Genomic DNA, 26,477 nt, shown 5'->3' with positions numbered 1-26,477 from the left:
GGCGCGCCAGGCACCGTACGCAGGCCAAAACTCGTCACAAGGGCATCGAGTCAACGTCAGCATCGCATCGCACCCACGCCGCCGCCTGTCGCGTCGCCCGGTGGTCCGTACCCAGCACCGTGTCAAGGAGGCGCAGCGTGTCGGCCTGCATCCGCAATGCCTCGTCCTTGCGGTCCAGAGCCCGAAGGTCCATCGCCAGGTTCGCAGCGACGACGAGCCGCGTCGGGTGCACCTCACCAAGAGCTTCGGTCGCGATCCGCAGAGTCGCCTCGTCCTGCTCATACGCCTCCGAGAACCGGCCTAGGCCGTAGAGGTCGCTAGCCAGGTTCGCCGCCGCCGTCAGCGTTGACGGATGACGTGGCCCAAGATGGCCCGTGAACGCGGCGAGCGCATGCTCATCGAGCCGGAGGGCTTCATCGACCCGGCCAATGAGACGGTTAATCACAGCAAGGTTCACCGATGCAGCGAGGGTGTGTGGATGATCGGCGCCGAACGCCTCGACGTACCGGACGCGCTCACGCTCACAGACCTCAAGCGCCTCGGTAAGCTCGCCAGCGTGGCGCAGGTCGATCGACAGCGCCAAACCCGCCGCCATGCTGTCCGGATGGCTGCCGCCGTATCGGTTGAAGAGCCTCTGCTCCACATCGCGGGAGAGTGGAAGCGCACTCTCGTGGTTCCCGGCCTTGCGGTGGGCGACCGCCAGTTCTCGGCCGGCGCGCAGTAGCGAGGGGTTATTCCGATCCTCGAACGTCTGCAGGTAGCGGTTGTACACATCTTCCCCCGCCGACTGCGCGCCAAGGTAGTCACCTAGTTCACGCCGATCGAGGATCAGCCCGCGGCGCGTGTTGAGACTTCGCTCATCGTCCTCGCCAAACAGCTGGATGCGCCGCCGCCAAGTGTCATCGTCCAGTAGCTCTGCCTCGCGGAACCGCCCGAGCAGCCGCAGGCTGACGCACATGTTCTGCGCAGTACTCAGTGTCACGGGATCGTCGGGCCCGAGTGCCCGTTTCGCGGCTTCGTGGGCCTCTTCGGCCAACGCGAGTGAACCTTCGAAGTCACCGGCAACCCGGCGATCTGCGATAACGTTTCCAAATACCTCCAGGGTCAACTCGTTGTCCTGGCCATAGATGCGCAGCGAGTTCTCCAGGAGCCGCTCGTTGATCTCGGCCGCCTCGCGGTACCTGCCGATCACGTTGAGGATCCATCCGAGTTGGAGGGCCATCTGCAGGCTGTTCGGATCCTCCTCCCCGAACCGGTTCCGCCACGCCTCGTAGACATCTCGAGTAAGCCGTGCGCTGGCCTCGTGATCCCCCCACTTGTAGAGGTATTCGGCCAGGTTGACGAGCAGCCGGCGGACTCGAGGCTCAGGAGAATCAGCCGCCTGGGATGCCACCACGTGCGGATAAAGGTCCGCGTACGCGGCCCAGGAAGCCGGCTGCGTTGGTTCGTTCGGGTCACTCGCAGCGAGCAGCACATGGGCGCCGCGCCGCATCCGCTCGCGCTCCTCATCATTCATCCGAGCAATTAGCACACCTTGGACCAGCCGGTGCATGACGATCGAGTTCTTGCGATGATCGATGCGCGCCAAGGCGTACCGGTTGACCTCGCGGATCGCCTGGCTCATCCTCACCGGGTCCCGCAGCGCCGCGTCAAGTGCTGGCGAGATCGTCTCGTTGTAGCCCCGGGAAAGCAGCTGCCGCGAGATCGGCTCGGGCGCGAAGAATGAACATACCTGCAGCAGTTCAAGCGCCGCCGGATTGCTGTCGGCGAGCGTGTCGAGCGACACGTTCCACGCGGCGGTGACAGGCAGGTCATAGTCCATGGGTGCGGTGCCGAGCAGCTCGGTCCTCTTTTCTCCAAACAGCCGCAGGTACTCCTGAGCGGACATACCGGTCTCGGCGCGCCAGGTGGCCGCCTGCTCAACAGCCAAGGGCAGGTCGCCGAGAGCCTCCGCGACGAGATCCGCGTCTTTCTCGTCCAACGGTCCTCCCCGGCTACGCAGCAGCTGGATGCTCTCCTCACGCTGGAAGACGGCCACCTCGATTGGTCGGGTCACGTTTCTCCAGCTCGCGTCCCGGGACGTTACCAGAATCTGCCCCACGGCTCCGCGCGGGAAGTACTCGCGGACCGCCCGCGGATCCTCGGCGTTGTCAAATACCAGCAACCACCGCGAATATGGCATCCCGATTCGGAGCGCCTCGACGACCTCGCGCACGGCAACGTTGGCCTCGGTTCCGACGGAAAGCCCGAGTCGCCCCCCCAGCTCCACGAGAGCGTTGGCTATCTGGACTGTCCGTTCCGCCGGGATCCACCAGATGACGTCATAGTCAGATAGATGGCGGTAGACGTATTCAATCGCAAGCTGGGACTTCCCGACTCCACCCATGCCGTGCAACGCCTCGGGTACCACAGTCGTGGTACCTTCACTTAGCCTGGTTTCCAGTAGCTGAAGGAGTTCCTCGCGTCCGGTGAAATGCGGATTCTTCGGCGGCACGTTTCCCCATACGGACGGCAGCCGGCCGGGCAACCTGGCCCCTGAGGCTGGCGGCACCCGCGGTACGCCTGGACTGACGCCCGGAGCCACAGATACTCCTCCTCCGACGGYCGCCTCGCCGCGGCGCTCCCCCTCGGCCAGATGGTCGCCGCGTGCCGCCCCCGCTGCCGGCTGCGCCGAAGATCCACCGGCAAGTGCGCTACTCATAGTAATGCTGTCTGCACCTTCGATCACGGCCAGCTCCGCCTCACGCAGCGCGGACGCGGCCGCGTCCCGGTCGCCGTGTGACGGTGGCTGGTCCTCACTGAGCGAGGACGGGCCCATGCGCGCCGGTCCGTCCTCGGACGACATTTCGGGGGCTACCTCGAAGGAGCCGTGCGCACCAGGCTCCGTCCGCGGCATTCCCCCGGGTCCGCGGCCATCCGGCGTGCCACGGTCCGGCGCGACGACGGACGCGACCACGGCCCGTCGCGCACGGTCTAGCTCGCTGCGCGTGCCCAGTTTGAGCAAAGAGTCCCGGACACCCGCAACAAGATCGAAATTCGCCCGCTTCGGGTCGGTGACGCGCAGCAGACCCAGAGCGAACAGCTCGGACAGATGGCAGCGATCAGCCCGGGCCATGTCGACCACGAGGCGCGCCGAGTCCGTGCCGAGGCGCGCCGCCGGTACCGCGGCCAGAAAAGTCCCCAACCGCCTGGCCTCCGGCGAGGCGGTGGCGAGAAATCCACGCACCAACTCGGCCCCGGCCGAGGTGCGGGCGGACGGCGCGGCGGAGGCGACCCGGCGGCTGGGAGCGGGCCCGGATGGGACGAGCACAGCCGCCATCTCAGCCCAGACCGGCTCGGGCGCGGCGACAAGACTCGCCCACCGACCGATCCAACCGGGATCGAGCTCGAGGATCGGGACCGGCACAGTGCCGTTGTCCGGCTCGACCTCGGCAAGGGGATCCATAAGGTGCCAGAACCGGCTCGGCGCGTCACCAGATCCGCCGACGCCCCGAGCCCGCACCCGCTCCACCTGCAGCCCGGTGCGTTTCCAGAGGTGGGCGGACAGAACGTTCACGATGGACACCGGGGACCGACGGCTCCAGGCGCCGAGCACCGCCAACATCGCGCCGGATCTCCAGGCTTCACCCAGGCCGTCCGTCAGCACCCAGACGATGCGGCGGCCAGACAGATCGAGYAGGTCCGATGGCGCTCGCGCGCTCGCATCCAGCGGCGAACGTCGCAACCAGGGAGCGCGCGGTGCCCAGCCTTGCCCACTACCGCTCGACCGTCCGCTGCCCGACCCGGCGTCGGCGTCGGCGTCGGCGTCGGCACCATTCTCATTGGCTGCCATCGTCGACGGAACGGCATCCGAATCCATGTACCGCACGATCACATTGCGAAAGACACCGAGTTGCTGAAGGAAGCCGACAAGACCGGGTATGGCGTCGGACCAGACCGCCGACATTGTCTCGCTGTCATCGACGACGAGCGCCAGCTCCCACCGACGTTCGGTTCCCGGCCGCAGGACGGGGAATGGCGCCGTTTCGTCCAGCATCCCTTCGGCGGTCGCGTCCTCGTCCACCTCCCGGAGGCGCGGCGACAGGACCCGCTGTGCCAGCGGACGCAGCGCGCGCGCCATCGCCGCCTGCTCCCGGATGGCGGGCAACGGGTCCGGCTCGACGGGCGTGTCCAGGTAGCGGACCTGCGACTTCAGGTCGGGAGCGTCCCGAGTCTCGACCCGCCCGCTTTCAGGCCCGGGAACCGCGTCTATGAAGAGGCCGCTCGCGTCGCCGCCACGCGCACCGCCCCGCGCGGCGCCGGAATCAGCAGAATGGCCTGGGATCGCGGACGAAGGCTCCTCGTTCGGGGCAGGCTCCTCCGCCGAACGCTGCGAAGGGAGATTCTCGGCGGCCGCCGGCGGGACGGCACCGTCCTCGATGCCGCTCGGCGCATCCGGTACCGGTCCGTCGACGGCGAGACCGCCCGGCGGGACGGAGCGCGGCCGCGCGGGCACACCCGCGGCGGCCATCCGACTCCACATCCACACCACGTCGGCGATCTCGACGGGGTCTGGCCGGTAGCGACCGCCGTCCGGCGGTTCGCTCACCGTGGCCGTGCCCCTGGGGACAGGCTCTGCCAGACGGCACCGAGCAGGTCATCGACAGCCTGCGGATCGTCGAGGGCACCGGCCTTCGCCAGGTGGACGGCGTTCAGTAGCTGGTCGGCGGCCAGCTCGTCCCCGAGATCGCGCTGCTCCTCGAACCGGCGGACCAGGTCGGCGAAATTCTCCGCCGACGCGAAGTGAGCTCGGACGAGCGCGTTCAGCCGGTCGCCCGCCGGTTCCCGTACAGCCAACCGCACACAGCGCCGCAGAAAAGCTGGCGAGAATTCTCTCTCACCATTGCTGGTGACAATGACAATGGGAAACTCCGCGCAGCGGATGACCCCGGAGTCCACGACCGCGGTGTGCCCAGGATCGTCGGTGAGCACCGTCACGCTTTCGCTTGCCGCACGCAGCCTGACCAATTCAGGAATAACGACGCTGCCATCTTCGAATACGTTCAGCAGGTCGTTTGGAAGGTCGAAGTCGCCTTTGTCGAGCTCGTCCACGAGAAGCACCCGGGGAAGCCGCCGCGCCACCATCGCCGTTCCCAGCGGGCCGAGGCGGATGAAATCGCTGATCGGCGGACCGCCGGGGTCGGGGCGCATTTCGCTCTCGCGGCCGGACTGCCGGCTGTCGACCCTCATCCGCGCGATGCTCTTCGCAACCGTACCACCGTGGCCAGCGAGGTTGGCGCGGCTGTTCAGCGCAGCCTGCGCGCGACCTATGGCGTCGTATTCATAGACACCGTCGCGCAGCGTGGTCCGACTCGTCACCGGCCATTTCAACACCCTGCCGAGCCCGAGCTCCCGGGCGATAAGATAAGCGAGGCTGGATTTTCCGGAACCGGGCTTGCCGGTAATGAGCAAAGGGCGTCGGAGATGCATGGCCGCGTTGACCAGCCCGATGTCGCTCCGCTCCAGCAGGGTGGCTGCGGCCAGGCCGAGCCGGCGTGTCGCCTCGGCCTCGTCATCGGGCGGGTCGCCTTCCGACGGAACACCGAGAAAGCGCCGCCACGGCGGAGCCTCGGGCCAGCGCGCATCGCGGTCCGCCGGGTCGAGAGGGACACCCGTCCCCTCGAACAACCACCACGGTGGCGCCGTCGGACGGGCGGTCGCGTCGTGGTCCGGGTTCCGTCCGTCACCGCCCGGGGAATTCCTGCCAACGGGTCCCGGATCTCCCGACCGCCCGGTCACCATTGAGTCAGCCCCCTGTCGTCCGTCGGCCGCTCGCGGGTCATCGGGACACCACCGCTGCCGCGGCCCTCCTCCGGGATGGCGCCGCCCTCAAGCACAGCCGGAAGCGACGGCCCACCGGGGGTCGGCGACACACCGCCGGGCCTGGCCGTGCCGACTGCCGGCGACCCCTCCGGCTGGCGGTCCGGATCATCCAGCAACAACGCGATCATCTTCGCCACAGGACCACCTCCGTACCCACCACGMGGCGCCAAGCCACTGTCATCGCGGACGTAGCGCATGCCGTCACCGGTTCCGTCATCTAGACCGCCCTTCCGGGGTCCGACGGCGGCGTCGGCCTTGCTTATCCGGTCGAGGTTGGTGCGGCGGACCACCCGCGGCAGCTGGGCCGGGTCGCCCCCGTCGACAATGCCGCGCAGCTCGGCGTGCTCGTCGGCGCTTGCCGCGGGTAGCCGGTGCCAGGCGATCAGCGGCAATCCACCGCGCAGGGCAGCGCTTAGCTGCTGCAGTCCGAGATCATGGGGCGCTTCGGGAGGTGCGGTCAGGATCATAGCGGTCGCGGCCTCATCTGCGGCGATGACGGCGCGAATGCTCGACATTGCACCACGTCCGATCCCCCCAGCAAGTCCCGCGCACTGCCGCGAACCGTGCGTACGCATCTTCTCCCAACGGACCCGCCAGGCTCGGTGTAACCCAGGACGCCGAAGGYGGTCCAGACTGCGTATCACCACAGGGTAGTCGTCCAGGAGCATCCCGGACCCGAGGTCGGTGTGTTTCAACCATGTCTCAATCGGTACGTTGAGGAGTTCGATCGGGAGAATCATCTCCAGGACGACGTCGACCGTTTGAGCGGCGAGGAGCGTGTCCGCGTCGGCCAGCTCGTCGCGGGTCGCCTCTTCAAGTTCCGAGCGAGTGACGTTGCGGCGGYGCCACAGGTAAAACTGCGGGTCACCCGGCCGCTGATGCCAGCATGTCATCAGAAATCCGCCGGAAGCGGCCAGATCTGGCTCGAACTGGACAACGACGTAGAACTCCTCGAGCCTTCCACCAGCATGGTCACGTGCCGTGAGCCGGCTTCCGCCCGCCATGAGAGCTACATCGAGCTGCGGCGTCAGCTGCGCCTCGTATGCGAACTTCCGCTGCCACTGCTCCACCCGCCGCTGCGTCGCGGGCTTCAGAAGGTCGGCGCTCTGGATCAAGAAGAGCAGCCAGGTCGGCAGCGATCGCGGCGGAACATAGCGCGCGGCCGTGTGGACCAGCACGTGCCAGGCGGTTCGGCAATGTGCGGGGGGATGTAGCCCGAGTCCGGCGCGGTGATAGGCCGCACCGACGTCGACCGCCAGCAGGGGGCCGAACTCAGATCGCAGCAGGTGCCATACCGCCGGGTCTGTCGCGGCCACCGGCGCGGCCTCCCACTCGTCCAACAGCCGGCGGAGGTCCCGCTCGATCTGTGAGCCGGGGCGAAGAAAGCAGACCGTGTCGACCAGCGCGGACAGCCCGTCCTCCAGCTCGGCCGCGCCGTCCACGAACGCGACCACCCAGTCGCGCGCCACCTCGAACTCGGGCACGTACAACGTCCGGCCGGCGTGCTTGGAGAAGCGCTGCAGCAGGAGTTCGCGTACAGGAGCACTGCGCAGGTCGGTGGCGCGGTCCAGGTACTCGATGATCTGGTCGACGATCGATGCCCGGACAGCGTCGCGCCACGGCCGCGACGGGTCCAGGTCGGTCACGAATCCCCCGCAAGATCGCAACACGGTCAAGGTCTTTGCCGATGTCGGCGATGCCGCACTCTGACGGATCGAAACAGCTTTGCCGCTCAGGGTAGTCCGCACAGCCTTGTGGCAACCAGAGTCGCTCATTGCAGGCTGAACCGGGCGGCCGTGTCGTGTTTCCGGCGGAGCAGCCACCAACGTCACCCCGGCTCACCCGAGGGGGGGCTCGAGGCCGAGGAAGATCCAGTTACCTGGGTATCGCTGCAGGGCTGCCGCCAGCACCCGGCGGCGGCCGTCCATCAGGAGCCCGTCGCGTAGCCGCACGGCGATGTCGTACCAGTACCCGTCCGGGTCTCGGGTGCCCCAGGCAGGCACGCGGACGCGGGGAACGCCGGCGTCGACCAGCACCCTGATGGCGTCGGCCGGCTCGACGAACAGACGGGCCAGCTCTGCCAGCTCGACCTCGGTCAGGTCGCGGGGCTCCTCCGGCGGTCCAGCGGATGACCCGGGGGATGCCCCGTTGGGCATCGGCGACGCGGCCGCGCCCGCCGGCCCGGAGGGCGGCAACGCAGCGGGCGCGTGGCCCGCCAAGGTGTCCCCGGCGTCGGCCGGCGCTGGTGCTGCCGGCACCGGACCGGCTGGCACCGGCGCGGCGGTGAGACGGGTGGCGAGCACCGTGACCGTGTCGGCCAGACGCGATTTCGACGCGAGCATGGTGACAGCTCGTGCCAGGGCGGCCAGGCCGCCCGGCGTCTCGTCCAGGGTGTTGACCAGCTCGGTGAACCAGTTGCGTGCGATGTCGTGCTCCGGCACGAACAGCCGGCCTTCGGCGTACCGCTCCACCCGGGCGACCAGGAGCCGGCGGCTCGCGTTCTGGGCGAAGTTCGGCGCTCGCTCCAGCGCGTCGACGAGCCGTTCCAGGTCGGCATCCCGGTCGTACGCCAGCCGGGGCCCCACCGTGCCGGCACCGGGGGAAGGGTGAGGCGGGACGGACTTGGCGCCGGAGCGGTTCACGCCGGCACCACCGTCCGCCCCGGTCATCGGTCCCCCCGGCTCGGCCACGCCGGTCATCCTGATCGGCGCGTCTGGCCAGTGTCCGACAGTGTCCGTACTTGTGCAACGGGCCATCCGGACCCGGCGCGCCCGGATGGTTACCGACCAGCAAAACCTTCGGCCATGTGGCAGCTGGCCGACCACCGCGTGGCAGCGATGCCCACCGCTACAACACGGCGATGCCGGCGGACCAGGATTCGTGCAGGCGCTGGTAGACGCCGGGCTGGGTCACGAGGTCGGCGTGGGTGCCGCGCTGGACGACGCGGCCGGCGTCGATGACGAGCACCAGATCGGCCGTCTCGGCGGTGGACAGGCGGTGGGCGATCGTCACGGACGTGCGGCCGTGGGTGAGCTCGAGCAGCGCCTGGCCGATGCGGACCTCCGTCGCCGGGTCGACGGCGGAGGTCGCCTCGTCGAGGACGAGCAGGTCGGGGCCGGCGAGCTCGGCGCGGGCCAGGGCGACGAGCTGGCGCTCGCCCGCCGACAGCAGCCCGCCGGACTCGCCGACCGCCGTGCGCACCCCGGCCGGCAGGCCCGCGAGCCAGTCGGCGAGGCCGATCCGCTCGAAGGCGGCGGTGATCTCCTCGTCCGTGGCACCGGGCCGGCCGTAGCGGACGTTGTCGGCGACCGTCGCGTCGAAGAGGAAACCGTCCTGCGGCACCATGACCACCCGGCCGCGCAGGGACGAGAAGCGCACCTCGGTCAGGGGCACCCCGCCGATGCGGACCTCGCCCGCGGTCGGGTCCATGAGCCGGGTCAGCAGCTTGGCGATCGTCGTCTTGCCCGACCCGGTCTCACCGACCACGGCGACCCGGGCGCGGGCCGGGATCCGCAGGTCGATGCCGTGCAGGACCGGCGGGCCTGTCCGGTAGCGGAACGTGACCTGGTCGAAGGTCACGTCGAGCGAGCCGGGCGGCAGGTCCCGGCCGCCGGAGCCGCCGGAGCCGCCGGAGCTGTCAGAACCGGCGGGGCCGCCCGAGCCCTCACCGCCGACGTCGAGCTCGGCGGGATCGCGGACGTCGCTGGGAGTGTCCAGGATGTCCAGGACGCGGCGCAGGCCGGCCAGCGCGTTCGCGCCGTCGTTGAGCACCTCGGTGAGCATCTGCACCGGCATGACGAACAGCGTCATCAGGAACAGGAACGCCACCAGCCGGCCGGTGGACAGGTGGCCGCCTACACCGAGGCTCACGCCGAGCAGCACCACCCCGCCGAGCGCGACCGCGCTGACCAGCTCGCCCGCCGAGAACACGACGGCGACCAGCACCTGCGCCCTGCTCTGCGCCGAGCGGTAGGCCTCGACGGTGTCGTCGACCCGGATGGCGGTGCGCCGCTGGGCGCCGTAGGCGCGCACCACGTGCGCCCCGACCACGGACTCGGACACCGCGCCGAGCATGTCCCCGACCCGCCGGCGCACCAGGGCGTACCGGGTGGACAGCCGGCGCTGGAAGCCGCGGGTCGCGAACACCATCGGGACGAAGCAGACGTAGACCAGCAACGTCAGCGGCCACGAGTAGACCAGCATCAGCACGGTCGCGACGATCATCTGGCCGACGGAGACGACCAGCATCACGCCGCCGAACTGCAGGAACTGCGACATCTGGTCCACGTCGGTGGTGACCCTGGCGGTCAGGCCACCGCGGGCCTGGGTCGCCTGGGTGAGCATCGACAGGTCGTGGATGTGCCGGAACGCGCGCACCCGCAGCGTCGCGAGCGCTCCCTCGGAGACCTTGTAGAGCCGCACGTTCATCACGTAGGTGGCGGTCGCCGTGACCACGATCGCGACCGCCGCGATCGTGACGGCGGTACGCACGAGGCCCAGGTCGACGCCGTCCGCACCGCTGACGCCGCGGTCGAGCGTCTGCTGCACGGTCAGCGGGATGACGATCTTGCCGACGGTGGCGATCAGGGCGAGCAGTAGTGTCACGCCGATCCCGTTCGTCGCCTGCGGAGCGAGCCGGCGCAGCCGCCGGGCGGTGCTCCACAGGCCCTCCCGCGCCGAGCGCGCGTCAGCCGAGTCGGGCGCGTCGTCGCCGGCCGGGGCGGTCGACGCCGCCGCGCGCTGTGGCGGGATCGGGGCGGCCGGAGCGGGCAGGGCCGACGCGCTCACGGGCTGTCCGTCCACCTCGGGCCGCTCGTCGCCGCGGACGGGCGGGGTGGCGGCCGTCATGACAGGACCTCCTCGTCGAACGCGTCGCCGTGGCGGGGGTCGTCCGTGTCCAGGCCCAGGTCCGCCGGCGCGTCCGATCCGGTCGGCGCCTCCAGGTCGGCGGCGGCGCGCTCGTAGGCGGTGAGCAGCTCGGCGTAGCCGGGCGAGCCGACGAGCAGCTCGTCGTGCCGGCCATGCGCCGCGACCCGGCCGGACTCCAGGTAGACCACCTCGTCGGCGAGCGCGATCGTCGCCCGGCGGTGGGCGACGACGACCACGGTCGACGACCCCGCCGAGCCGAGCGCCCGCAGGCCGGCGAGGATCGACGCCTCGACCCGCGGGTCGACGCTGGAGGTCGCGTCGTCGAGGACGAGCAGCCGTGGGCGGCGGACCAGCGCGCGGGCGAGCGAGATCCGCTGGCGCTGGCCGCCGGACAGGGTCGTGCCGCGCTCCCCCACCTCGGTGTCCAGGCCACTCGGCAGGGCCTCGACGAACCGGTCCGCCTGCGCGAGGCGCAGCGCCTCCCAGACGGCGTCGTCGGACAGGTCGAGGCCGAGGGTGATGTTCGCGCGGACCGTGTCGTCGAACAGGAACGCCTGCTGGGCGACGAGGGCGACCGCGGAGGTGACCTCGTCGGCGGCGAGGTCGCGCAGATCGGCGCCGTCGAGGCGGACGGTGCCCGTGTCCGGGTCGACGAGGCGGGCGAGCAGGCTCACCAGCGTCGACTTCCCGGCGCCCGTGCGCCCGGTGACCGCGAGCACCTTGCCCGGACGTGCCTCGAAGGTGACCTCCGCGAGCGCCGCGGCCGCCTCCGTCTCCTCGTCGCCACCGGGCCGTTCCGTGCCGCCGGCGGCGCCGACGGGGGCGGGGGCGGGGGCCGGGGTGGGGTACCGGTAGCCGACGCCCTCGAGGCGCAGCGTGGCCGGGCCGGTGCCGGCCAGGCGCTCCGTGCCGAACTCCTGCTCGCCCTCGGCTGTCAGCACCGCGGACACCCGGCCCCAGCCGACCACCGAGCGGGGCATCTCGCTGATCACCCAGCCGATCGCCCGGATCGGGAAGGCGAGCAGCGTGAACAGGTAGGCCACCCGGACCAGGTCACCGACCGACAGGTCGCCGGAGCCGATCCGGTGCGCGCCGACGACGAGCACGGCGAGCACGCCGAAGTTGGGCAGCGCCTCCATCAGTGGGTCGAAGACCCCGCGGACCCGGCCCGCGCGGATCATCGCGTCTCGCAGCTGTTCGGCGGACCGGCGGAAGCGGACGGTCTCGTCGGCCTCCCTGCCGAGGGTCTTGATGACGAGCGCGCCGTCGAACGACTCGTGCGCGACGGCGCTCACCTCGGCGCGCAGCTCCTGCACCCTGGCGAACAGCGGCGAGACCAGCCGCGAGTAGGTGAGGTTCAGGACACCGACGAGCGGGAAGACGACGAAACCGACGGCGGCGAGCAGCGGGTCGGTCGCGACCAGCAGGGCGATGGCGGCGGCGAGCATCACGACCACACCGACCGCGAACGGGAACGGCGCGATCGGCGCCCACAGCGCCTCGACGTCGGCGTTCGCGTTCGACAGCAGCGCGCCGGTGGAGTGCCGCTGGTGCCAGGCCAGTGGCAGCCGCAGGTACTGGCGGGTGACACGGCGCCGGTAGTGGGCCTGCATCCGGTACTGCAGCACGCCGGCCGCGAACCGGCGGAAGAACATCCCGACGGCGCGGGTCGCGCCGACCGCGAACACCAGCGACGCGGCGGTCACGACACTCCCCCAGGCGGCATGCCCGTCGCGCAGGTACGGGACGATGACCCGCTGCGTCACCTCGCCGAGGACGTAGGAGCTGGCCACCGTCGCGAGGCCGAACAGCGCGCTGCCGAAGACGGACAGCGCGAACAGGCGCCGCTCCTCGCGCACCGCCAGCAGCAGGATCCGCAGCCCGCGCTGGATGACCGAGCGGGTCCCGTCGATCGCGAGCGCCGACCGGGCGAACCCGGGAGGGTTGAGGTGGTCGACGACGTGGCCGCCGGGGTTCGGCGGCTCGTCCGGGACGTCACCAGGTGCGGGCACCTCTCTCCTCTCACCAACGCGCGCACGCCCGCCCGGCCGCTGTTTCGCTACAGCCCGGTGACAGGCGCGTGACATCCACCCTGCAACACCAGGAACGGGCCGCGTACTCCCACGCGGCCGCCAGGTGGCTCGGGCCGGACGAACGGGGCCTGGCGAACGGGGCCTAGCGAACGGGCACGGCGGCGTCGCGCAGGGCTTCCTTGACGTCGGCGATCCGGAGGTGGCCGAAGTGGAACACGCTGGCGGCCAGCACGGCGTCGGCGCCGGCGGAGACGGCGGGGGCGAAGTCGGCGAGCTCGCCGGCCCCGCCGCTGGCGATCACCGGGACGTCCACCTCCGCGCGGACGGCGGCGATCATCTCGAGGTCATAGCCGTCGCGGGTGCCGTCGGCGTCCATCGAGTTGAGCAGGATCTCGCCGGCGCCGAGCTCGACCGCGCGCGCCGCCCAGGCGACGGCGTCGATGCCGGTGCCCTTCCTGCCGCCGTGGGTGGTCACCTCGAAGCGCGGCCCGTCCTGGCCGGGCGAGCGCCGCGCGTCCACGGACAGCACGACACACTGGCTGCCGAACCGCAGCGCGCACTCACGCAGCAGCTCGGGGCGGGCGACCGCGGCCGTGTTGATACCGACCTTGTCCGCCCCGGCGCGCAGCAGCCGGTCCACGTCGTCCGCGGCACGCACCCCGCCGCCCACGGTCAGCGGGATGAAGACCTGCTCGGCGGTGCGCCGGACGATGTCGTAGGTCGTCTCCCGGTTGCCGCTGGAGGCCGTGATGTCGAGGAAGGTCAGCTCGTCGGCGCCCTCGGCGTCGTAGAGGCGGGCCATCTCGACCGGGTCGCCGGCGTCGCGCAGACCGGTGAAGTTGACGCCCTTGACCACCCGGCCGGCGTCGACGTCCAGGCAGGGGATGACGCGGACCGCGACGCTCATCGCCGGGCGCCCGCCGCGGTCTCGCCGCCGGCGACGGCGAGCGCCTCCGGGAGGGTGAACGCGCCGGCGTAGAGCGCCTTGCCGATGATCGCGCCCTCGACACCGGGGACGGTGGCGATCGCGGTCAGGTCGGCGAGCGACGACACCCCGCCGCTGGCGACGACCGGCCGGTCGGTGGCGGTGGTGACCGCGGCGAGGAGCTCCAGGTTCGGGCCGGTGAGCGTGCCGTCGCGGCGGACGTCGGTGACCACGTAGCGGGCGCAGCCGTCGGCGTCGAGCCTGGCGAGGACGTCGAACAGCTCGCCACCGTCACGGGTCCAGCCGCGGGCGGACAGCGTCGTGCCGCGCACGTCCAGCCCGACGGCGATCCGGTCGCCGACCCGGTCGATCGCCCGGCGCACCCAGTCCGGGTTCTCCAGCGCGGCGGTGCCGACGTTCACCCGGGCCGCGCCGGTGGCGAGCGCCGCGTCCAGCGAGTCGTCGTCGCGGATCCCGCCGGACAGCTCCACGGCGACGTCGAGGGAGCGGACCACCTCGGCGATCAGCTCCCGGTTGGAGCCGCGGCCGAAGGCCGCGTCCAGGTCGACGAGATGGATCCACTCGGCGCCGTCGCGCTGCCAGGCGAGCGCGGCGTCGCGCGGGTCGCCGTACGAGGTCTCCGATCCGGCCTCGCCCTGGACCAGCCGAACGGCCAGGCCGTCGGCGACGTCCACGGCGGGCAGCAGGGTGAGCGTCACGCGACCACCCTACGGGTCCGCGGACCAGGCCCGGACCGGCGGAGACCCAGCGCGGGACGGGTGTGGGGCCTGTACGGGCAGGCAGGACGGATGGAAGGGGACCACCGGCGGCATGCGGGTGGCTTGCCGAACAGGCCACGTATCAAATGCGTGCCGCCGATGGTCGCTCCACGCCCCTTCAGCCTGGGCTACGCCGGGGGGTCGCCGGGGCAGTGCCGAGGCATCTCGGGTTGTTMCTCAGGCGAGACTGGCCTTGTTGCAGGTCGACGTCGCGACCGCCACGTTCTCCAGGCCACCGAACAGGCTGACCGCGACCGCGTCGACCGTCAGCGTGCCGTCCGGCGCGGTGCTCTGCCGGTTGAGAGTCAGGGTGGCCACACCGGGGATGGCAAGGATGGTGTTCGGATCCGGGTTCGGCGCGATACCGATCGGCGCCCCGAGGACGACGATCTTCGCGTTCTCGAGCTGGGCGTTCCCGGTCACCGCGCCAGTGGACGGGTCAAAGGAACAGCTCGACGCGAGCGTGCCGGCGTTCAGGGCCGCGACCGTTGTCAGGTTGAAGGCGAGGTTGTTGACGTTCGCACTCGCGTTCGTCGGGCCGGCGGCGGTGTCAACGACGCCGGTGGTGAGCAGCGACGGCAGGTTGACGCTCCCGGCATGGTTCGGCGAGGAGCCCGGGTAGGAGCTGGCGACGAACGGGACACCGGGAATGATCCCGGTCAGCTGAAGACCGATTCCCCTGTTCGGCGGCGCGGCGGAGGCGGGGGATGCCGCCACGAGCCCCACGCCGACGGYGAGCGCGAGAATGCAGGCGCAACGCCCCGCACGTCGAGTCCACAGTTTCATGAGATTTCCTTTCCGCGGTTTTCAGAAACGACCGGGTACGCCCTCGCGCGGCCGCGGCCCCAATTAACTCGGGCCTGGCTAGGCGGTGTCGGGACTTTGTTCCCCGGCCGAAGGTAACGCGCGCGGTACCCGGGCAGGGGTTACGAGCGAAAAAGGAGGTTCATCGCCCATCAACATGATGGACTTTTATCGACGCATATCCGCCGCAATTTCGACGGAACTAAACTGGCGTCGAAATTCCTCGCCTCCTCACCTCGCCGCACCCGCGCCGCGTCGCGGAGAGAGCGAAGAGAATCCCGCCGATCCGTGGAGACCTGGCGATAAAGACGCCGCAATACTCCGAAACTCGACGCGAGCGTGACGTGGGAGCGTGACGTGGGAGCGTGACGTGGGAGCGTGACGTGGGCTCGCCGCACTGGCGGCGAGCCCACGTCAGGCGACGGTCAGGTCGGCGGGCGGGTACGTGTCGGGCGGCCTCGGGGCGGACAGCGCCGGTTCGTCGGGACGGCGGGAACCGGCCGGCGCGCGGGCCGCGCGGTGGATCGCGACCGCGAACACCACGACCTGACGGACGCGGTACCACAGCATCCGCCCGAGCGGGGGCAGCACCGTCGGTGTCGAAGCCCGGACCTCCGGCCGCTCGCCCCAGAGCGCGATCTCAGCCATCGTCGGAAGCAACCAGCGGCGGAGCATCACCCTGCGGTGCTCCGCCGGCGCGGCACGCAGCACCTGCCGCGCGGTGAGCAGCAGGCTGGTGTCCGCCAGCCACAACCGCTGCGCGAACGGCACCCGCACCGGCAGTCCCAACGCGTCCGCGAGCCGCCGGCAACCCGGCGAGCCAGTCCGCAACGCGGCGACGACCGCCGGCCGCGCGCCGAGCTCGTCGGCGACCCTCATCGCCTCCCGCCAGGTCACGAGCGGGACCAGCGCGGCCGCCCGATCCAGGTCGCGGCGCGCTGCCTGCGACCGGGCGGGCGTGGACATCGCGTGAATCGCCAGGTGGCAGGCGTGCGCGGGCAGGTCGAGCGTGGCGACGACGGTCCCGCCCAGCCGGAACTCGGCGGTGTGCCGGGACAGCACCGCCCACAGCCGCTCGGCGCGTACGGTCGCCACCGGGAGCGTCCAGTGCAGGTCGACTGCCTGCCCGGTCGGGTGCCCGAACATCTGGGCGTACGGGCACGGATCATAGGGACGCAGCCCCGCGGCGACGAGGACCGCCCGCGCCTGGGCGAACTGGGCGGGGTGGACCAGAAGGTCGCAGTCCGCCCGGGGACGGTGCTCACCGGGATACAGCCGGCGCGCAGTCACCGACCCCTTGAGCAACATGGGCCGGATGCCGGCCCGGTGCAGCCGTTCGATCAGCAGGGCGTCCGCCGCGTCCTGGGCCAGGGCTCGGGCGGCTCGCGCGACGCGGTCCGTCGCGTCCGGGCTGGGGGGGCCCGACGGCCCGGCGAGGACCGACGGACACGTCGGGCGCACGTCGTTCGAGCCACCATCCGGTGGGATCGCGCCCGCCGGCGCCGACCGTCGTATGGGCACGGACATCCCCGCTCCTCGCGCTTGCGCGCTTGCGCGCTTCTGGACGCTTCTCGACGCGGTCTGCCACGGCCCGCGGCCCGGCAGCCTCGACCGCCGGCACGGCCGACGATCCGGTTCCGCGCATCGCCTGTCGCGGTGCCAGCCTCCCGCTGTGCCACCCGCGGAGCGTCCGACGGGCCAGCTATCGCCCATCGGATGCCACCGAGCGGGCCGCCCCACGGAGAGCACCGTCAGTTACCTATCGTAACTGATCGATGACCACTGGCCATCCTCTATCCCTTGGCGATACCGACCCTGCCGCGTCCCCTCCGATCGCCAGCTACCCACTGCGACCCATCGGAGGCAGCACGCCATGAGCTTCCGCGGAGAACTCCATCTCGACGGCCGGCCCGCCCCGACCGACCCGGCGGGCACGACGCCGGACGCCTCGCCAACCCCGATCGCCGCCCCAACGTGTCGTCCCGCCTGGCCCGACCTGCCGGATGGCGGCGCGCCCCGAGCGGGTGGCGACACCATCGATTACTTAACGTATCCGATCGATGATTGATAGTTATCTTCCCGGCATGACAACACCCGCCCGCCCTCGCCTTCGACCGACCGGCGCCCGCGTTCGTCGCTGGTGGGAACGCGCCACGACCGGAGTAAGCAGGCCGGGCCGCCGGGTGGCCGCCATGGCGCTGCTCGGAGTGCTCTCTGGGGTGCTGGAGTTCCTCGCGATGACCTTCCTGATCGCGCTGGCCGCCGGCCAGGCGCGATCGGGCTGGGCGCTGCCCGGCTGGCTGGCCGGCGGGCGCGGACCCCTCGCCGCCGCGGCGCTGCTCGTCGCCGCCGGTTCCGCCGCCGTCACGGTGTTGGCGGCCCGGGTGACCACCGGCGTCGGCGCGGCCGCGCTCACCGCGATCCGCGGCCGGCTCACGCGCGCCTACCTCGACGCGGACTGGCCGGCACAGCGCGCGGAGCCGACCGGCCGGCTGCAGGAACTCGCGACCAGCGACGCGGGGCAGGTGGCGGTGGGCGCCCAGCACGCCGCGGACGCGGTCGCCGGGTCGCTGCGGCTGGCCACGTTCGCCGCCGCGGCCCTGCTCGTCAGCCCGCTGGCCACCGGGGCGCTCCTCGTCGTCGTGGGGGTGGTCGGCGGCTGCGCCCGGTTCGGCGGCCGGCACACCAGGACGGCCAGCCGACGGGCGACCGAGGCCGGCAGCCGGCTCGGCCTGGCATTGACCGAGACCACCCTGGTCGTGGCCGACCTGCGGGTGTTCGGTGTCCGCGACGCGCAGGCCGCGGCGCTCGCCGAACGGGCCGAGCTCGCCGGCCGGCTGCACCGCGAGACGATGTTCCAGGCGACCGTGACGCCCCGGCTGACCCGTGACCTCGCCGTGCTCGCGCTGACCGTCGTCCTGCTGGTGGTGCTCTGGCTCGGTGACCTGGCGCTGCCGACCCTCGGCCTGGTCATCCTGCTGGCGATGCGCTGCCTGGCACAGGCGTCGGCGCTGGGTGCGACCGTGCACCTGATCCGCGAGCGCCTCGCGTACGTGGATCGGGTGGAGGAGCGCCTGGCCAGCTGGACGCCTTCCCGGGCGCCGGGACGGCGTGCGTACCCACAGGGAGGCGCCGCCAGACTTGCGCTGACCGGTGTCGAGGTCCGCCATCGCGACGACCTCCCCGGCCGAGGGCGGCCCGCGCTGGCCGGACTCGACCTCGCCCTGCGCCCAGGCGAGCGGCTCGGCGTCGTCGGGCGCAGCGGCGCAGGGAAGAGCACGCTCGCCCGCCTCCTGCTCGGCCTGTTGGAGCCGAGCGCGGGGAAGATCCTCATCGACGGCGTCGACCGAGCGGAGATCGACTCGGATGACTGGTTTGGCCGGGTCGCCACCGTGGGCCAGGACCCCACGATGATCAGTGGCACGATCGCCGACAACGTCCGCTTCCTACGAGCCGGAATCAGCGATGCCGCCGTCCTGGCCGCGGCGAGGGCGGCAGGGCTCGGTCCCGAGCTGGCGTCCTGGCCAGACGGCATCCACCACGCCACCGGCCGGCATGGCGCCGCGCTGTCCGGTGGGCAGCGACAGCGGGTGGCGCTGGCGCGGGCACTGGTCCGGCCCGTCGACCTGCTGGTGCTCGACGAGCCGAGCAGCGCCCTGGACGCAGCCGCCGAGCAGGCGCTGCTGACCGCCGTGGCGAGGGCCGACCCGGCCACCACGGTCGTGATCATCGCGCACCGGATGTCCACGGTGCTCGACTGCGACCGGATCGCGGTCCTGGAGCACGGCCGGCTCGTGGCGCTCGCGAGCCCGGCGGACCTCGCGGGGACGGTGGGGTACTTCCGCGACGCGTTGCTGCAGGCGAGCGTCTACACGCCGAAAGAAGCACAGAGAGTGCTTTGATTGTCACCATCAGCAGGGACGACGGACGACCTACACGCGCCCTGCGGCCAGGTCGTGGGCCGGCGGTGGTCTCGGCCCCCATGACGGAGGTACCGATGCTGGACAGCTACCGCCAGGCCCCGCCACACCGAGAGCCAGCCACCGACGGGCCCGCCCGCCCCGCCCCGGCCGACGGACGAGCCGAGGCGCCGCCACCGCGGCCCGACGACCTGGACGAGGTCCGGATCGGCCCAGGAGTCCACAACGCCGACCTCGACGACGAGATCGTCCTTCTGCATCCGGCCGATGGGTCCTATTTCGCCTTGAACGAGACCGGAGCGTATCTGTGGCGCCAGCTCGGCACGGCGGCTGTCCCCCGCGGCGCGGCCGTGCGGCGGGCAGCCGCCGCCGTCACCGACAGGTGGCTGGTCGAGGCATCCGAGGCGGAGCGGGACCTGCACGAGCTGCTCGACGAGCTGCTGCGTCGCGGCCTCGTGGTTCTGGCCCCTCAGCCGGCATGACCACGGCGGGCCGGCCGGTACGCCGGCGCACGGCAATCGCCATGGACGACGCGGTCAGAGCCCAGCTGTGGCTCGCCGCCGGAGCTATCGAGATCGCGGTGCGGCGCCGGCCGCTGCCGGTACTGGTCGCCGCCGCGGGGCGGGCCGCCGGTTCGCCCACGGCCTGGTGGTTCCCGGTTGGGCGTCACGCGCTCACCGCCGACCGGCTCGACGAGCTAGCCGCCGAGGCTGGCGCCGCCTGGCGCGGCTCGGAGGGCTGCCTGCCCCGGTCACTGCTGCGCTGCTGGCTGGCGGCCTCGGTGGGACGGCGCGCGACTCTCGTCGTCGGGGTACGGCGAAAGGCCGGTAGCCGCTTCGCGGCGCATGCCTGGGTCGAGCTCGACGGCGCCGTCCACGGCGAGGTCGCCGACCCGACCGCGTTGTTCCAGCCGATCGCCACCTTTCCGATGAGCCACCACCCGGTGGCCCCGCAGATCCGGCACCAGACCCAGCCCGAGGAGGCAGCGAACCATGACGTTCTGCGCTGAGCTTCGCCTCGACGGCCAGCCAGCCACGACCTCGCTCGCCGAACGGATGCTCGCCGCCTCGGCCACCCCGACGACGGGCACCGTTCGTACCCGGGCCGTCGGGCCGCTGGCCGTCGCGGCGGCGGCCGGCCCGGCGCTCGGGCCGGCCGCCGATCTCGCTCATCCCGCGGGCGGGGTGCTCGCCGTCGTCGACGGCTGGTCACCGCCCGGCGCCGGGCTCCCGGCTCGCGAGGCCAGGGAGCAGCCCGGTGAGGCCGCGGGCGTGGAGGCCGGCGGGAAGGAGGAATGGCGGGTGTCCGGCCGGTTGGCCGCGAGCTGGGGACGGCTCGGCGTCGCCTGCTTCGACCGGCTGCTGGGCGACTGGGCGGCGCTCGTGTTCGACGAGGCAACGGCGCGGCTGGTGCTGGCTCGGCCGCCGCGCAGCCTGCGCAAGCTCGTGTGGTATCACGACGCCGATCGGGTGCTGGTCGCCACCGACCTCGCCCAGCTGCGCGCCGCGGGCATCCCACTCGAGGCCAACGAGCCGCTGCTCGTCGAGACGATGCTCGTGCTCGGCCAGTCCGCCGAGCACGAGACGCTTCTGCGCGGGGTCGAGCGCGTGGTCGCCGGCCACTTCGTCGAGATCCGGGCGCGGGCCGGAGAGCGGCCCGTCCGCCGCCCGTTCACCTCGCTGTACTCCATCGTCCCGCCGCTTGCGCCCGTGCCGGTGGAGGTGGCGGCCGAGCCGGCGCGGCGGGCGCTCTGGGCCGCGGTGGCCGACGCCGCACGCTGCTCGGACGCGGCGGACGGCGGCGTTGGCGTCTCGATGTCCGGCGGCGTGGACTCGAGCACGGTCGCCGGGGTCGTGGCCGACCTGGCGCGAGGCGGTGGTTCCAGCACGAGCGGGCCCATCCGGCTGGTGCCGATCAGCATGGTGTTTCCCGGCCAGCCGCACGACGAGTCACCGTGGATCGACGCCGTCGAGGAGCACRTCGGCGTGCCCGTGTTGCGGGTCAAGCCCGACGCCTACGACTGGGACAAGTGGCGGGCCTGGAGCGCCGAGACCCTCGAACTGCCGCCCGGGGCCAACGCCGCGCTCGCCGACGCCGTCCGGGAAGCCGCGCGGCGCGAGGGGCTTGGCGTCCTGCTGTCCGGGGAGGGCGGCGACGACTGGTTCCAGCGCCGCCGCGGGCACCTGCCAGACCTGATGCGGGCGGGCCGGCTCGGCATACTGCTGCGCCAGCTCGGCCCGGTGACCGGCCCCCGGCAGCTGCTCGCGCTGGCGCGTACCACCCGCTCGCTGGCCGCCGCCGCCTTCCTCCATGACCGGGCCGACGTACGCCACCTTCCCGAGCCGGGCGCGGTGTACGCCGTCCCCCCGTGGATCCGGACGGAGCGGATCCGCCATCTCGGCATCGATGACCGGATCGCCACCGCGGCCGCCGCCGACGCCGCGGCGTTCGCCTCGGCGGACCATCAGAACCGGTGGCATCCGGTGGCGTACCGGGCCGCGCAGCGGCTGCTCGATCCGGCGCGGGCGATGTTCGCGACGGCCGGTCTCGACTGGCGGCACCCGCTGCATGACCGCCGGGTGATCGAGGCGGCGCTGTCGATACCAGGAGCGACGCTGTATCAGCCCATGAACAAGGCCGTGCTGCGCGCGGCGGCGGGCCACGCGCTGCCGGAGCTGGTGCGCGACCGGGTCGGGAAGGTGCATTTCCTCCCAGCGCTGGTCGACGCGGTGGACGCCGCGGGTGGGGTCCGCGGGCTGCTGGCCGGCGGCCCACTGGCAACTGGCGGCTGGGTGGACGTCGACGTCGCGGACCGGGCCTGGAACGAGGCCGCGGCCGCCGCCCGCGCGGGCCGCGCGCCCGCCAACCCGCGGTACGGGGGGCTCATGGCCCTCTGGAACGTGCTCGCCGCCGACACGTGGCTCGCCAACACGGGCGTACGGCTCTAGACGAGAGATCGACTGCTACTCTCCGTAATTAAACCGGAGCACATGGCTACGATCAGCCATGACAGTCACCTACCTTGGAGAGTGCGATGACCGCCCTGCAGCCCAGCGCCACCGAGGCACGGACCAACCCCCGAGAAGGCTACGAGAAGCCGAGCCTCACCTGCCACGGCAGCCTTGCCGTGCAGACCGGCAACCTGGGCCTCAGCCTCAACCCTGACCAGTTCATCGGCACACTGCCGCTTTCCTAGGCCCGTGCCGCGCCCAGCGCGTGGGGCCCAGTAGGCACGCGGACGAAACACCAACGGCCGGCAGTACGCCGGCCAGCCGCGGGGAGAGAGGTCGCACGCAGATGGATACGCCGCCGTGCCAGTGCCGAGCGCGTGGCGCATCAGCGCACGGCGACGGCCTTCCCTCGACGGCCGGGTCCGCTGCGCGGCTCGGAACATCCGGTACCGGTGCCGGCGGGGCACTGCCGCACCGGTACCGGTTCGGCGCGGTCGAGGTGCACTGCGACCTCGTCCTTCCCGGGTACCACCGGTACTTGGTGGAGGACGGCCCGGATCCGCGACCCGCGGGCCTGCCCGTCGTCGTCCGGCGGTCGGCGCGACCCGTCCCCGGAGACGGATCCGTGGCCCGCATTCCCACTCCTCGCGGCCCGCTGGAGGTGCGCGTCGCCGACGGCGGCCGCCATGTCCTGGCCGCGGACGGCCTGTCGGCCTTCACCCTCCGCGCCGATGGCACCGTCGACTGGCACCTGTGCGGTGAGCCGCACACCGCCGAGACGGACTACCTCGTCGCGACCGTCGTTCCGTGGGCGCTCGCACGCCGCCCCGATACCGAAGTGCTTCACGCCGCCACGCTGGTCAGCCCCGCGGGCGCCCTGCTGCTCTGCGGCCCATCTGGGGCGGGCAAGTCCACTCTCGCCGCCGCGCTGCACCACCGGATCGGCTGGCCGCTGCTCGGCGACGACTCGGCCGTGCTGCGGCTCGCGGACGACGAGGATCCCGGCCCGCTCGGCGCGCGCCCCTCCGGCGGCGCCAGCCAGCACAGCCCGCGCAGGGCGCGGGTGCTGTCCTGCAGCCGCGAGGTACGGCTCTGGGACGAGTCCAGCCGGCTGCTCGGCCTGGGTGCCGGAATCCCACTGCCCCACTACGGGGCCAAGAGCCGCCATGTGGTCGCCGGAAATGCCGATCGTCCGGTGCCGGTGGCCGCGGTCGTCAGGATCGACCCCCCGGACGGGTCCAGGGCCCGCGCCGGTGCCGGTACTCCCGTGGACATGACAGACGCCGCTGGAGCGGCCGGAGCCGGTGAGGACGGTGCCTCGGCGCCGTCCTCACCGGTCGCCGTCGCGCCTCTGCGCCCAGCCGAGGGCCTCCTGGTACTGCGCGCGGGCCTGGTACGAACCAGCGGGATGACGGTAGGCCGCGCTGCTGTGGAGTTCCGCTTTCTCACCCAGTGGGCGCAGGGCGTCACCTTCGCCAGCCTGGCCTACCAGCACACCCCGGCCGCGCTCGACGACGCCGTCAGGTTCATGGCCGCCTTCGCGGCCGCTGCCTAACCCACCGGTCGGCCCGAGCGCCACCTCGTGCTCGCCCCGGCGCAGGCAATCCGTCCGCGTCACGCCAGCGTCACCGGGAGCGTGCGACGACCGTCGGCCATCGGCATGTCGGCGCTCGGCTCGCGAGCGCCGGCGGGGTCAAGCTCTGGCTGCCGCATCTGGGGGACGAACCCGCGAGCGCCGGGATCCGGGTCGGCGGGCACGACCATGACCGCCAGGCTCAGCAGCCTGCCGTCGATCTCGAGCATCAGCCGGTCGTCGACCAGCCCGGTAAGAAACGCCCCGGCGGCGTCCTCGGCGAGTCCCCGCTCGCGCAGCAGGCGCTCGACCTCGCGTCGGGCACGATGGCGGTCGCAGAAGAGGAAAGCCTCCCGCATCGGCCCGGTCAACACCGTGATCTCACGACGGGCGCCCGCGCGAAGGTCCCAGATCACGAGCTTGCCGCCGTGGTCCGCGTACAGGAGATCACCACCGCCGAGGTTGTCGCGCCAGCGGCCCACCGCCGCYCGGATTCCGCCGGCATAGTCCTCGGGGTCACGGCCGTCGGCATAGTCGAACTCGAAGTAGTACGCCAGGCCCGCCAGCAGGTCGGCCGGCAGGTCGTACACGTGCTCGTAGGCGCGGATGGGGCGGATGTTCCGAATGCCGAGGGAGTCGGCCTCGACGAAGTAGGGGCTGAACCTGTCAAGACGCACCGCGCTCACGACGACCGGCGGCTGCAGATGACCGATGGCGTCGATGACGCCACACATCTTGACATATTCCGCGGGGTCCTCGCCCGGGAACCCGTACAGCAGGTTCCACTGCACCTCGATCCCGACCTCCCGGCACCATTTCAGCAGCTGGACGTTCTGCAGCGCGGTCGTCCCCTTGCGCATGGAACGAAGAATCGGGTCGCTGAGGCTCTCGATACCGGGCTGAAGCGTCCGGATACCGGCGGCGTAGAGGGCACGGACACGGTCCTTGGAGAGGTTCGACTTCACTTCGAAGAACATGCCGACCTCGAGGCCGCTGTCGCGCAGCTTCGGGATGAGATCGCTGAAGTACCCCATGTCGAGAATGTTGTCGACCATCTGGATGTAGCGCGGCCGGTAGCGGTCGACCATGGTTGTGATCTCCCGCAGCACCCGGTCGGCGCTCTTGCTCCGGAACTTCATGAACTGCCCGTTGAGGCCGCAGAAGGTGCAATGGCTCTTCTCCCCCCACCAGCAGCCTCGCGACGCCTCCAGCAGCACGACCGGTCCGCGCTCGTCCGCCGGCAGCCAGCGCCGCGTCTGGGCGACGTAGTCGTCATACTCGGGCACCGGCACCTCATCGAGGTCTCGCACCGGTTCAGGCGTCAGGCGGACATAGTGGCTCGTGTCCCCCCGCMGCGAGATCACGCCCGGGATGTCGAAGTCGTCCGCCCCGGACGCCACCCTCGAGACGAGCTCGGGGAAGGTGCGGTCGGCCTCACCGGAGCAGACGAAGTCGATGAAGCCGAAGGCGCGGTGCAGCGCCAACCCCATCTCGCCCTCGCAGTTCGCCCCGCCGAAGGCGATCAATGGGGCCGGGCCACGCTCCCTGATGCGCCTGGCCAACGCCAGCGAGGCCGCGTTCTGGTTGAACGTGGACGTGAATCCGACGATGTCCCAGGCACCCCAGTCGACCTCCCGCTCGACCTCGTCGACGAAGTCCGCCGCGGCGGCGCGGGCACGTACCAGCGCCTCGATCTCCTCGGACGAGCGGCCGAGCCGGCCGGCAAGCGTCGCCAGATACGCCTCGTCGGCATGGGGCCGGTGCCCGAAGCCGGCCTCCCCGAAGACCCAGTCGCCGGCCAGCGTCGAACTCGACGTCGTCTCCGCGATTTGTTCATATGTGTCGACGCCGATCCTACCGGCGAACCGGACGTTGAGATAGAGACAGGACGCCTCGACGCCGATCTCCCTGAGACGGACCGCCAGCAGGCTTATGCCAATAGCCGGCCGCAAACCCCCGAAGGGCATGCTCACGAGCAGTACCTTCATAGGAAATCACCCAAATGGTTGTCGCCCACGGTTCCTCCAGCTTGGCGCCCGAACCAACGCCGCGATGAACGCCCTAATGGGATGCGGGTGGTGGACGCGGACAGAAACGTTGGCGCCCGCGCCTGGCCCGAAAGCCACGCGCAAACCCTAGCGCCCCTGTTCCCGCCCGACACGGATGTGATCCGGCGTGCCGGCGGCCACGTCACCGCGCGGAGTCACCCGAATCATGGATTCGGCCACCTTGGCTCCAGCGCGGTTGACGCCGACATTTGCCGCCCGGCCCCACCAGTCACACCGGCAGCCGTGCGCCCGGCGTCGGAATATCCGGGGTGGAAGGGCGTGCCGGCTCGCGCGGGYGCTAACGAGCTTTAATCCGTGGTGTCGATTCCGCTGATCATGCTGGTTCCAGGGTCAGGCCGGTGGCGGCCAGGCAGCCGTCGAGCAGGTGTGGGTGGTGCTGGATGCGGCCCAGGCCGGTTCGGATGTGGCCGGCGAGGTGGTCGACGTCGGTGAACAGGCGGTTGGCGAGCTCGCCGCGTTTGAGCAGGGACCACACGTTCTCAACGGGGTTGAGGTCGGGGGCGTAGGCGGGTAGGYGGATCACGGTGAGCCACCGTTCGTTGGCGGCGGCGAACGCGGTCATCTCGGCGCAGGTGTGCCGGTTGAGGTTGTCCCAGACGAGCACGACAGGTCGGCCCAGCCGGCGGTGTGCCTCCACGACCAGGTCGCGGTAGTCGGTCCAGGCGAACGCCTTCGGCTCGCCGGTGCGGCCT

General features: G+C 71.6%; 18 protein-coding genes. 6 read left to right on the top strand and 12 right to left on the bottom strand.

Annotated elements, in window-relative coordinates; all coding sequences use genetic code 11:
• Window positions 1–34 precede the first annotated feature (34 nt).
• The 10 genes from fxsT to BL253_RS31900 all read right to left on the bottom strand — a co-directional run bounded on the left by fxsT (window position 35) and on the right by BL253_RS31900 (window position 16,799).
• Window positions 35–4,588 (bottom strand): FxSxx-COOH system tetratricopeptide repeat protein, encoded by a 4,554-nt coding sequence (gene fxsT, locus BL253_RS31945; protein ID WP_076821064.1) that lies wholly within the window; start codon window positions 4,586–4,588, stop codon window positions 35–37.
• A complete protein-coding gene (locus BL253_RS31940) occupies window positions 4,585–5,667 on the bottom strand; it encodes an AAA family ATPase (protein ID WP_076821063.1) in 1,083 nt (360 codons plus the stop codon). The genes fxsT and BL253_RS31940 overlap by 4 nt, the downstream gene beginning before the upstream one ends.
• A gap of 107 nt (window positions 5,668–5,774) precedes the next feature.
• The gene (locus BL253_RS31935) at window positions 5,775–7,508 is read right to left on the bottom strand and encodes a VMAP-C domain-containing protein (protein ID WP_076821061.1); all 1,734 of its coding nucleotides are present in this window, start codon (window positions 7,506–7,508) and stop codon (window positions 5,775–5,777) included.
• Between the two features lie 192 nt (window positions 7,509–7,700).
• Window positions 7,701–8,552 carry an effector-associated domain 2-containing protein gene (locus tag BL253_RS31930; protein ID WP_131831619.1) on the bottom strand — a complete coding sequence of 284 codons (852 nt, stop codon included), beginning with the start codon at window positions 8,550–8,552 and terminating at the stop codon, window positions 7,701–7,703.
• 157 nt (window positions 8,553–8,709) lie between these two features.
• Window positions 8,710–10,710, bottom strand: a complete 2,001-nt coding sequence (locus BL253_RS31925; RefSeq protein WP_081438899.1) for an ABC transporter ATP-binding protein — start codon at window positions 10,708–10,710, stop codon at window positions 8,710–8,712.
• Window positions 10,707–12,743, bottom strand: a complete 2,037-nt coding sequence (locus tag BL253_RS31920) for an ABC transporter ATP-binding protein (protein ID WP_076821057.1) — start codon at window positions 12,741–12,743, stop codon at window positions 10,707–10,709. The genes BL253_RS31925 and BL253_RS31920 overlap by 4 nt, the downstream gene beginning before the upstream one ends.
• A 163-nt stretch (window positions 12,744–12,906) precedes the next feature.
• On the bottom strand, window positions 12,907–13,671 hold the full coding sequence (gene hisF, locus BL253_RS31915) for an imidazole glycerol phosphate synthase subunit HisF (RefSeq protein WP_076821055.1): 765 nt from the start codon (window positions 13,669–13,671) through the stop codon (window positions 12,907–12,909).
• Window positions 13,668–14,408 carry a bifunctional 1-(5-phosphoribosyl)-5-((5-phosphoribosylamino)methylideneamino)imidazole-4-carboxamide isomerase/phosphoribosylanthranilate isomerase PriA gene (gene priA, locus BL253_RS31910; protein ID WP_076821054.1) on the bottom strand — a complete coding sequence of 247 codons (741 nt, stop codon included), beginning with the start codon at window positions 14,406–14,408 and terminating at the stop codon, window positions 13,668–13,670. The genes hisF and priA overlap by 4 nt, the downstream gene beginning before the upstream one ends.
• 237 nt (window positions 14,409–14,645) lie before the next feature.
• Window positions 14,646–15,254: a choice-of-anchor P family protein gene (locus tag BL253_RS31905; RefSeq protein ID WP_076821052.1), complete on the bottom strand. Its 609-nt coding sequence runs from the start codon at window positions 15,252–15,254 to the stop codon at window positions 14,646–14,648.
• 432 nt (window positions 15,255–15,686) lie between these two features.
• Window positions 15,687–16,799 (bottom strand): nucleotidyltransferase family protein, encoded by a 1,113-nt coding sequence (locus BL253_RS31900; protein WP_076821050.1) that lies wholly within the window; start codon window positions 16,797–16,799, stop codon window positions 15,687–15,689.
• 665 nt (window positions 16,800–17,464) lie between these two features.
• Here BL253_RS31900 and BL253_RS31895 point away from each other — a divergent pair.
• The 6 genes from BL253_RS31895 to BL253_RS31870 all read left to right on the top strand — a co-directional run bounded on the left by BL253_RS31895 (window position 17,465) and on the right by BL253_RS31870 (window position 23,698).
• Complete coding sequence (locus BL253_RS31895) at window positions 17,465–19,174, top strand: ATP-binding cassette domain-containing protein (protein WP_076821089.1); 1,710 nt, start codon at window positions 17,465–17,467, stop codon at window positions 19,172–19,174.
• A 95-nt stretch (window positions 19,175–19,269) separates the two neighbouring features.
• Window positions 19,270–19,674, top strand: coding sequence for a PqqD family protein (locus BL253_RS31890; protein ID WP_076821088.1), 405 nt, complete (start codon window positions 19,270–19,272; stop codon window positions 19,672–19,674).
• 41 nt (window positions 19,675–19,715) lie between these two features.
• Window positions 19,716–20,201 carry a lasso peptide biosynthesis B2 protein gene (locus tag BL253_RS31885; protein WP_241835321.1) on the top strand — a complete coding sequence of 162 codons (486 nt, stop codon included), beginning with the start codon at window positions 19,716–19,718 and terminating at the stop codon, window positions 20,199–20,201.
• Entirely contained in the window at window positions 20,185–22,140 is a 1,956-nt protein-coding gene (locus BL253_RS31880; protein ID WP_076821047.1) for an asparagine synthase-related protein, read from the top strand. Before BL253_RS31885 ends, BL253_RS31880 begins: the two co-directional genes overlap by 17 nt.
• Before the next feature lie 86 nt (window positions 22,141–22,226).
• Window positions 22,227–22,388, top strand: coding sequence for a hypothetical protein (locus BL253_RS42555; RefSeq protein ID WP_158230456.1), 162 nt, complete (start codon window positions 22,227–22,229; stop codon window positions 22,386–22,388).
• A gap of 101 nt (window positions 22,389–22,489) precedes the next feature.
• Window positions 22,490–23,698: an ATP-binding protein gene (locus tag BL253_RS31870; RefSeq protein ID WP_131831618.1), complete on the top strand. Its 1,209-nt coding sequence runs from the start codon at window positions 22,490–22,492 to the stop codon at window positions 23,696–23,698.
• A gap of 59 nt (window positions 23,699–23,757) precedes the next feature.
• Here BL253_RS31870 and BL253_RS31865 read toward each other — a convergent pair whose 3' ends face one another.
• Both BL253_RS31865 and BL253_RS31860 read right to left on the bottom strand, forming a co-directional pair.
• Complete coding sequence (locus BL253_RS31865; protein WP_076821042.1) at window positions 23,758–25,704, bottom strand: RiPP maturation radical SAM C-methyltransferase; 1,947 nt, start codon at window positions 25,702–25,704, stop codon at window positions 23,758–23,760.
• A 394-nt stretch (window positions 25,705–26,098) separates the two neighbouring features.
• A partial coding sequence (locus tag BL253_RS31860; protein ID WP_198946483.1) for a transposase occupies window positions 26,099–26,477 on the bottom strand: 379 nt, incomplete at its 5' end.

The organism is Pseudofrankia asymbiotica (genome assembly GCF_001983105.1).
Lineage (GTDB): Bacteria > Actinomycetota > Actinomycetes > Frankiales > Frankiaceae > Pseudofrankia > Pseudofrankia asymbiotica.
The sequence above is the reverse complement of the archived record's forward strand: the minus strand, read 5'-3'. Positions and strand labels throughout refer to the sequence as shown.

What these genes read in the sequence shown, in the direction of transcription:
- BL253_RS31925 (WP_081438899.1), bottom strand. Translation starts at nt 10,710, where the DNA reads ATGACGGCCGCCACCCCGCCCGTCCGCGGCGACGAGCGGCCCGAGGTG.
- hisF (WP_076821055.1), bottom strand. Translation starts at nt 13,671, where the DNA reads ATGAGCGTCGCGGTCCGCGTCATCCCCTGCCTGGACGTCGACGCCGGC.
- BL253_RS31900 (WP_076821050.1), bottom strand. Translation starts at nt 16,799, where the DNA reads ATGTCCGTGCCCATACGACGGTCGGCGCCGGCGGGCGCGATCCCACCG.
- BL253_RS31895 (WP_076821089.1), top strand. Translation starts at nt 17,465, where the DNA reads ATGGCGCTGCTCGGAGTGCTCTCTGGGGTGCTGGAGTTCCTCGCGATG.
- BL253_RS31890 (WP_076821088.1), top strand. Translation starts at nt 19,270, where the DNA reads ATGCTGGACAGCTACCGCCAGGCCCCGCCACACCGAGAGCCAGCCACC.
- BL253_RS31885 (WP_241835321.1), top strand. Translation starts at nt 19,716, where the DNA reads ATGGACGACGCGGTCAGAGCCCAGCTGTGGCTCGCCGCCGGAGCTATC.
- BL253_RS42555 (WP_158230456.1), top strand. Translation starts at nt 22,227, where the DNA reads ATGACCGCCCTGCAGCCCAGCGCCACCGAGGCACGGACCAACCCCCGA.
- BL253_RS31870 (WP_131831618.1), top strand. Translation starts at nt 22,490, where the DNA reads ATGGATACGCCGCCGTGCCAGTGCCGAGCGCGTGGCGCATCAGCGCAC.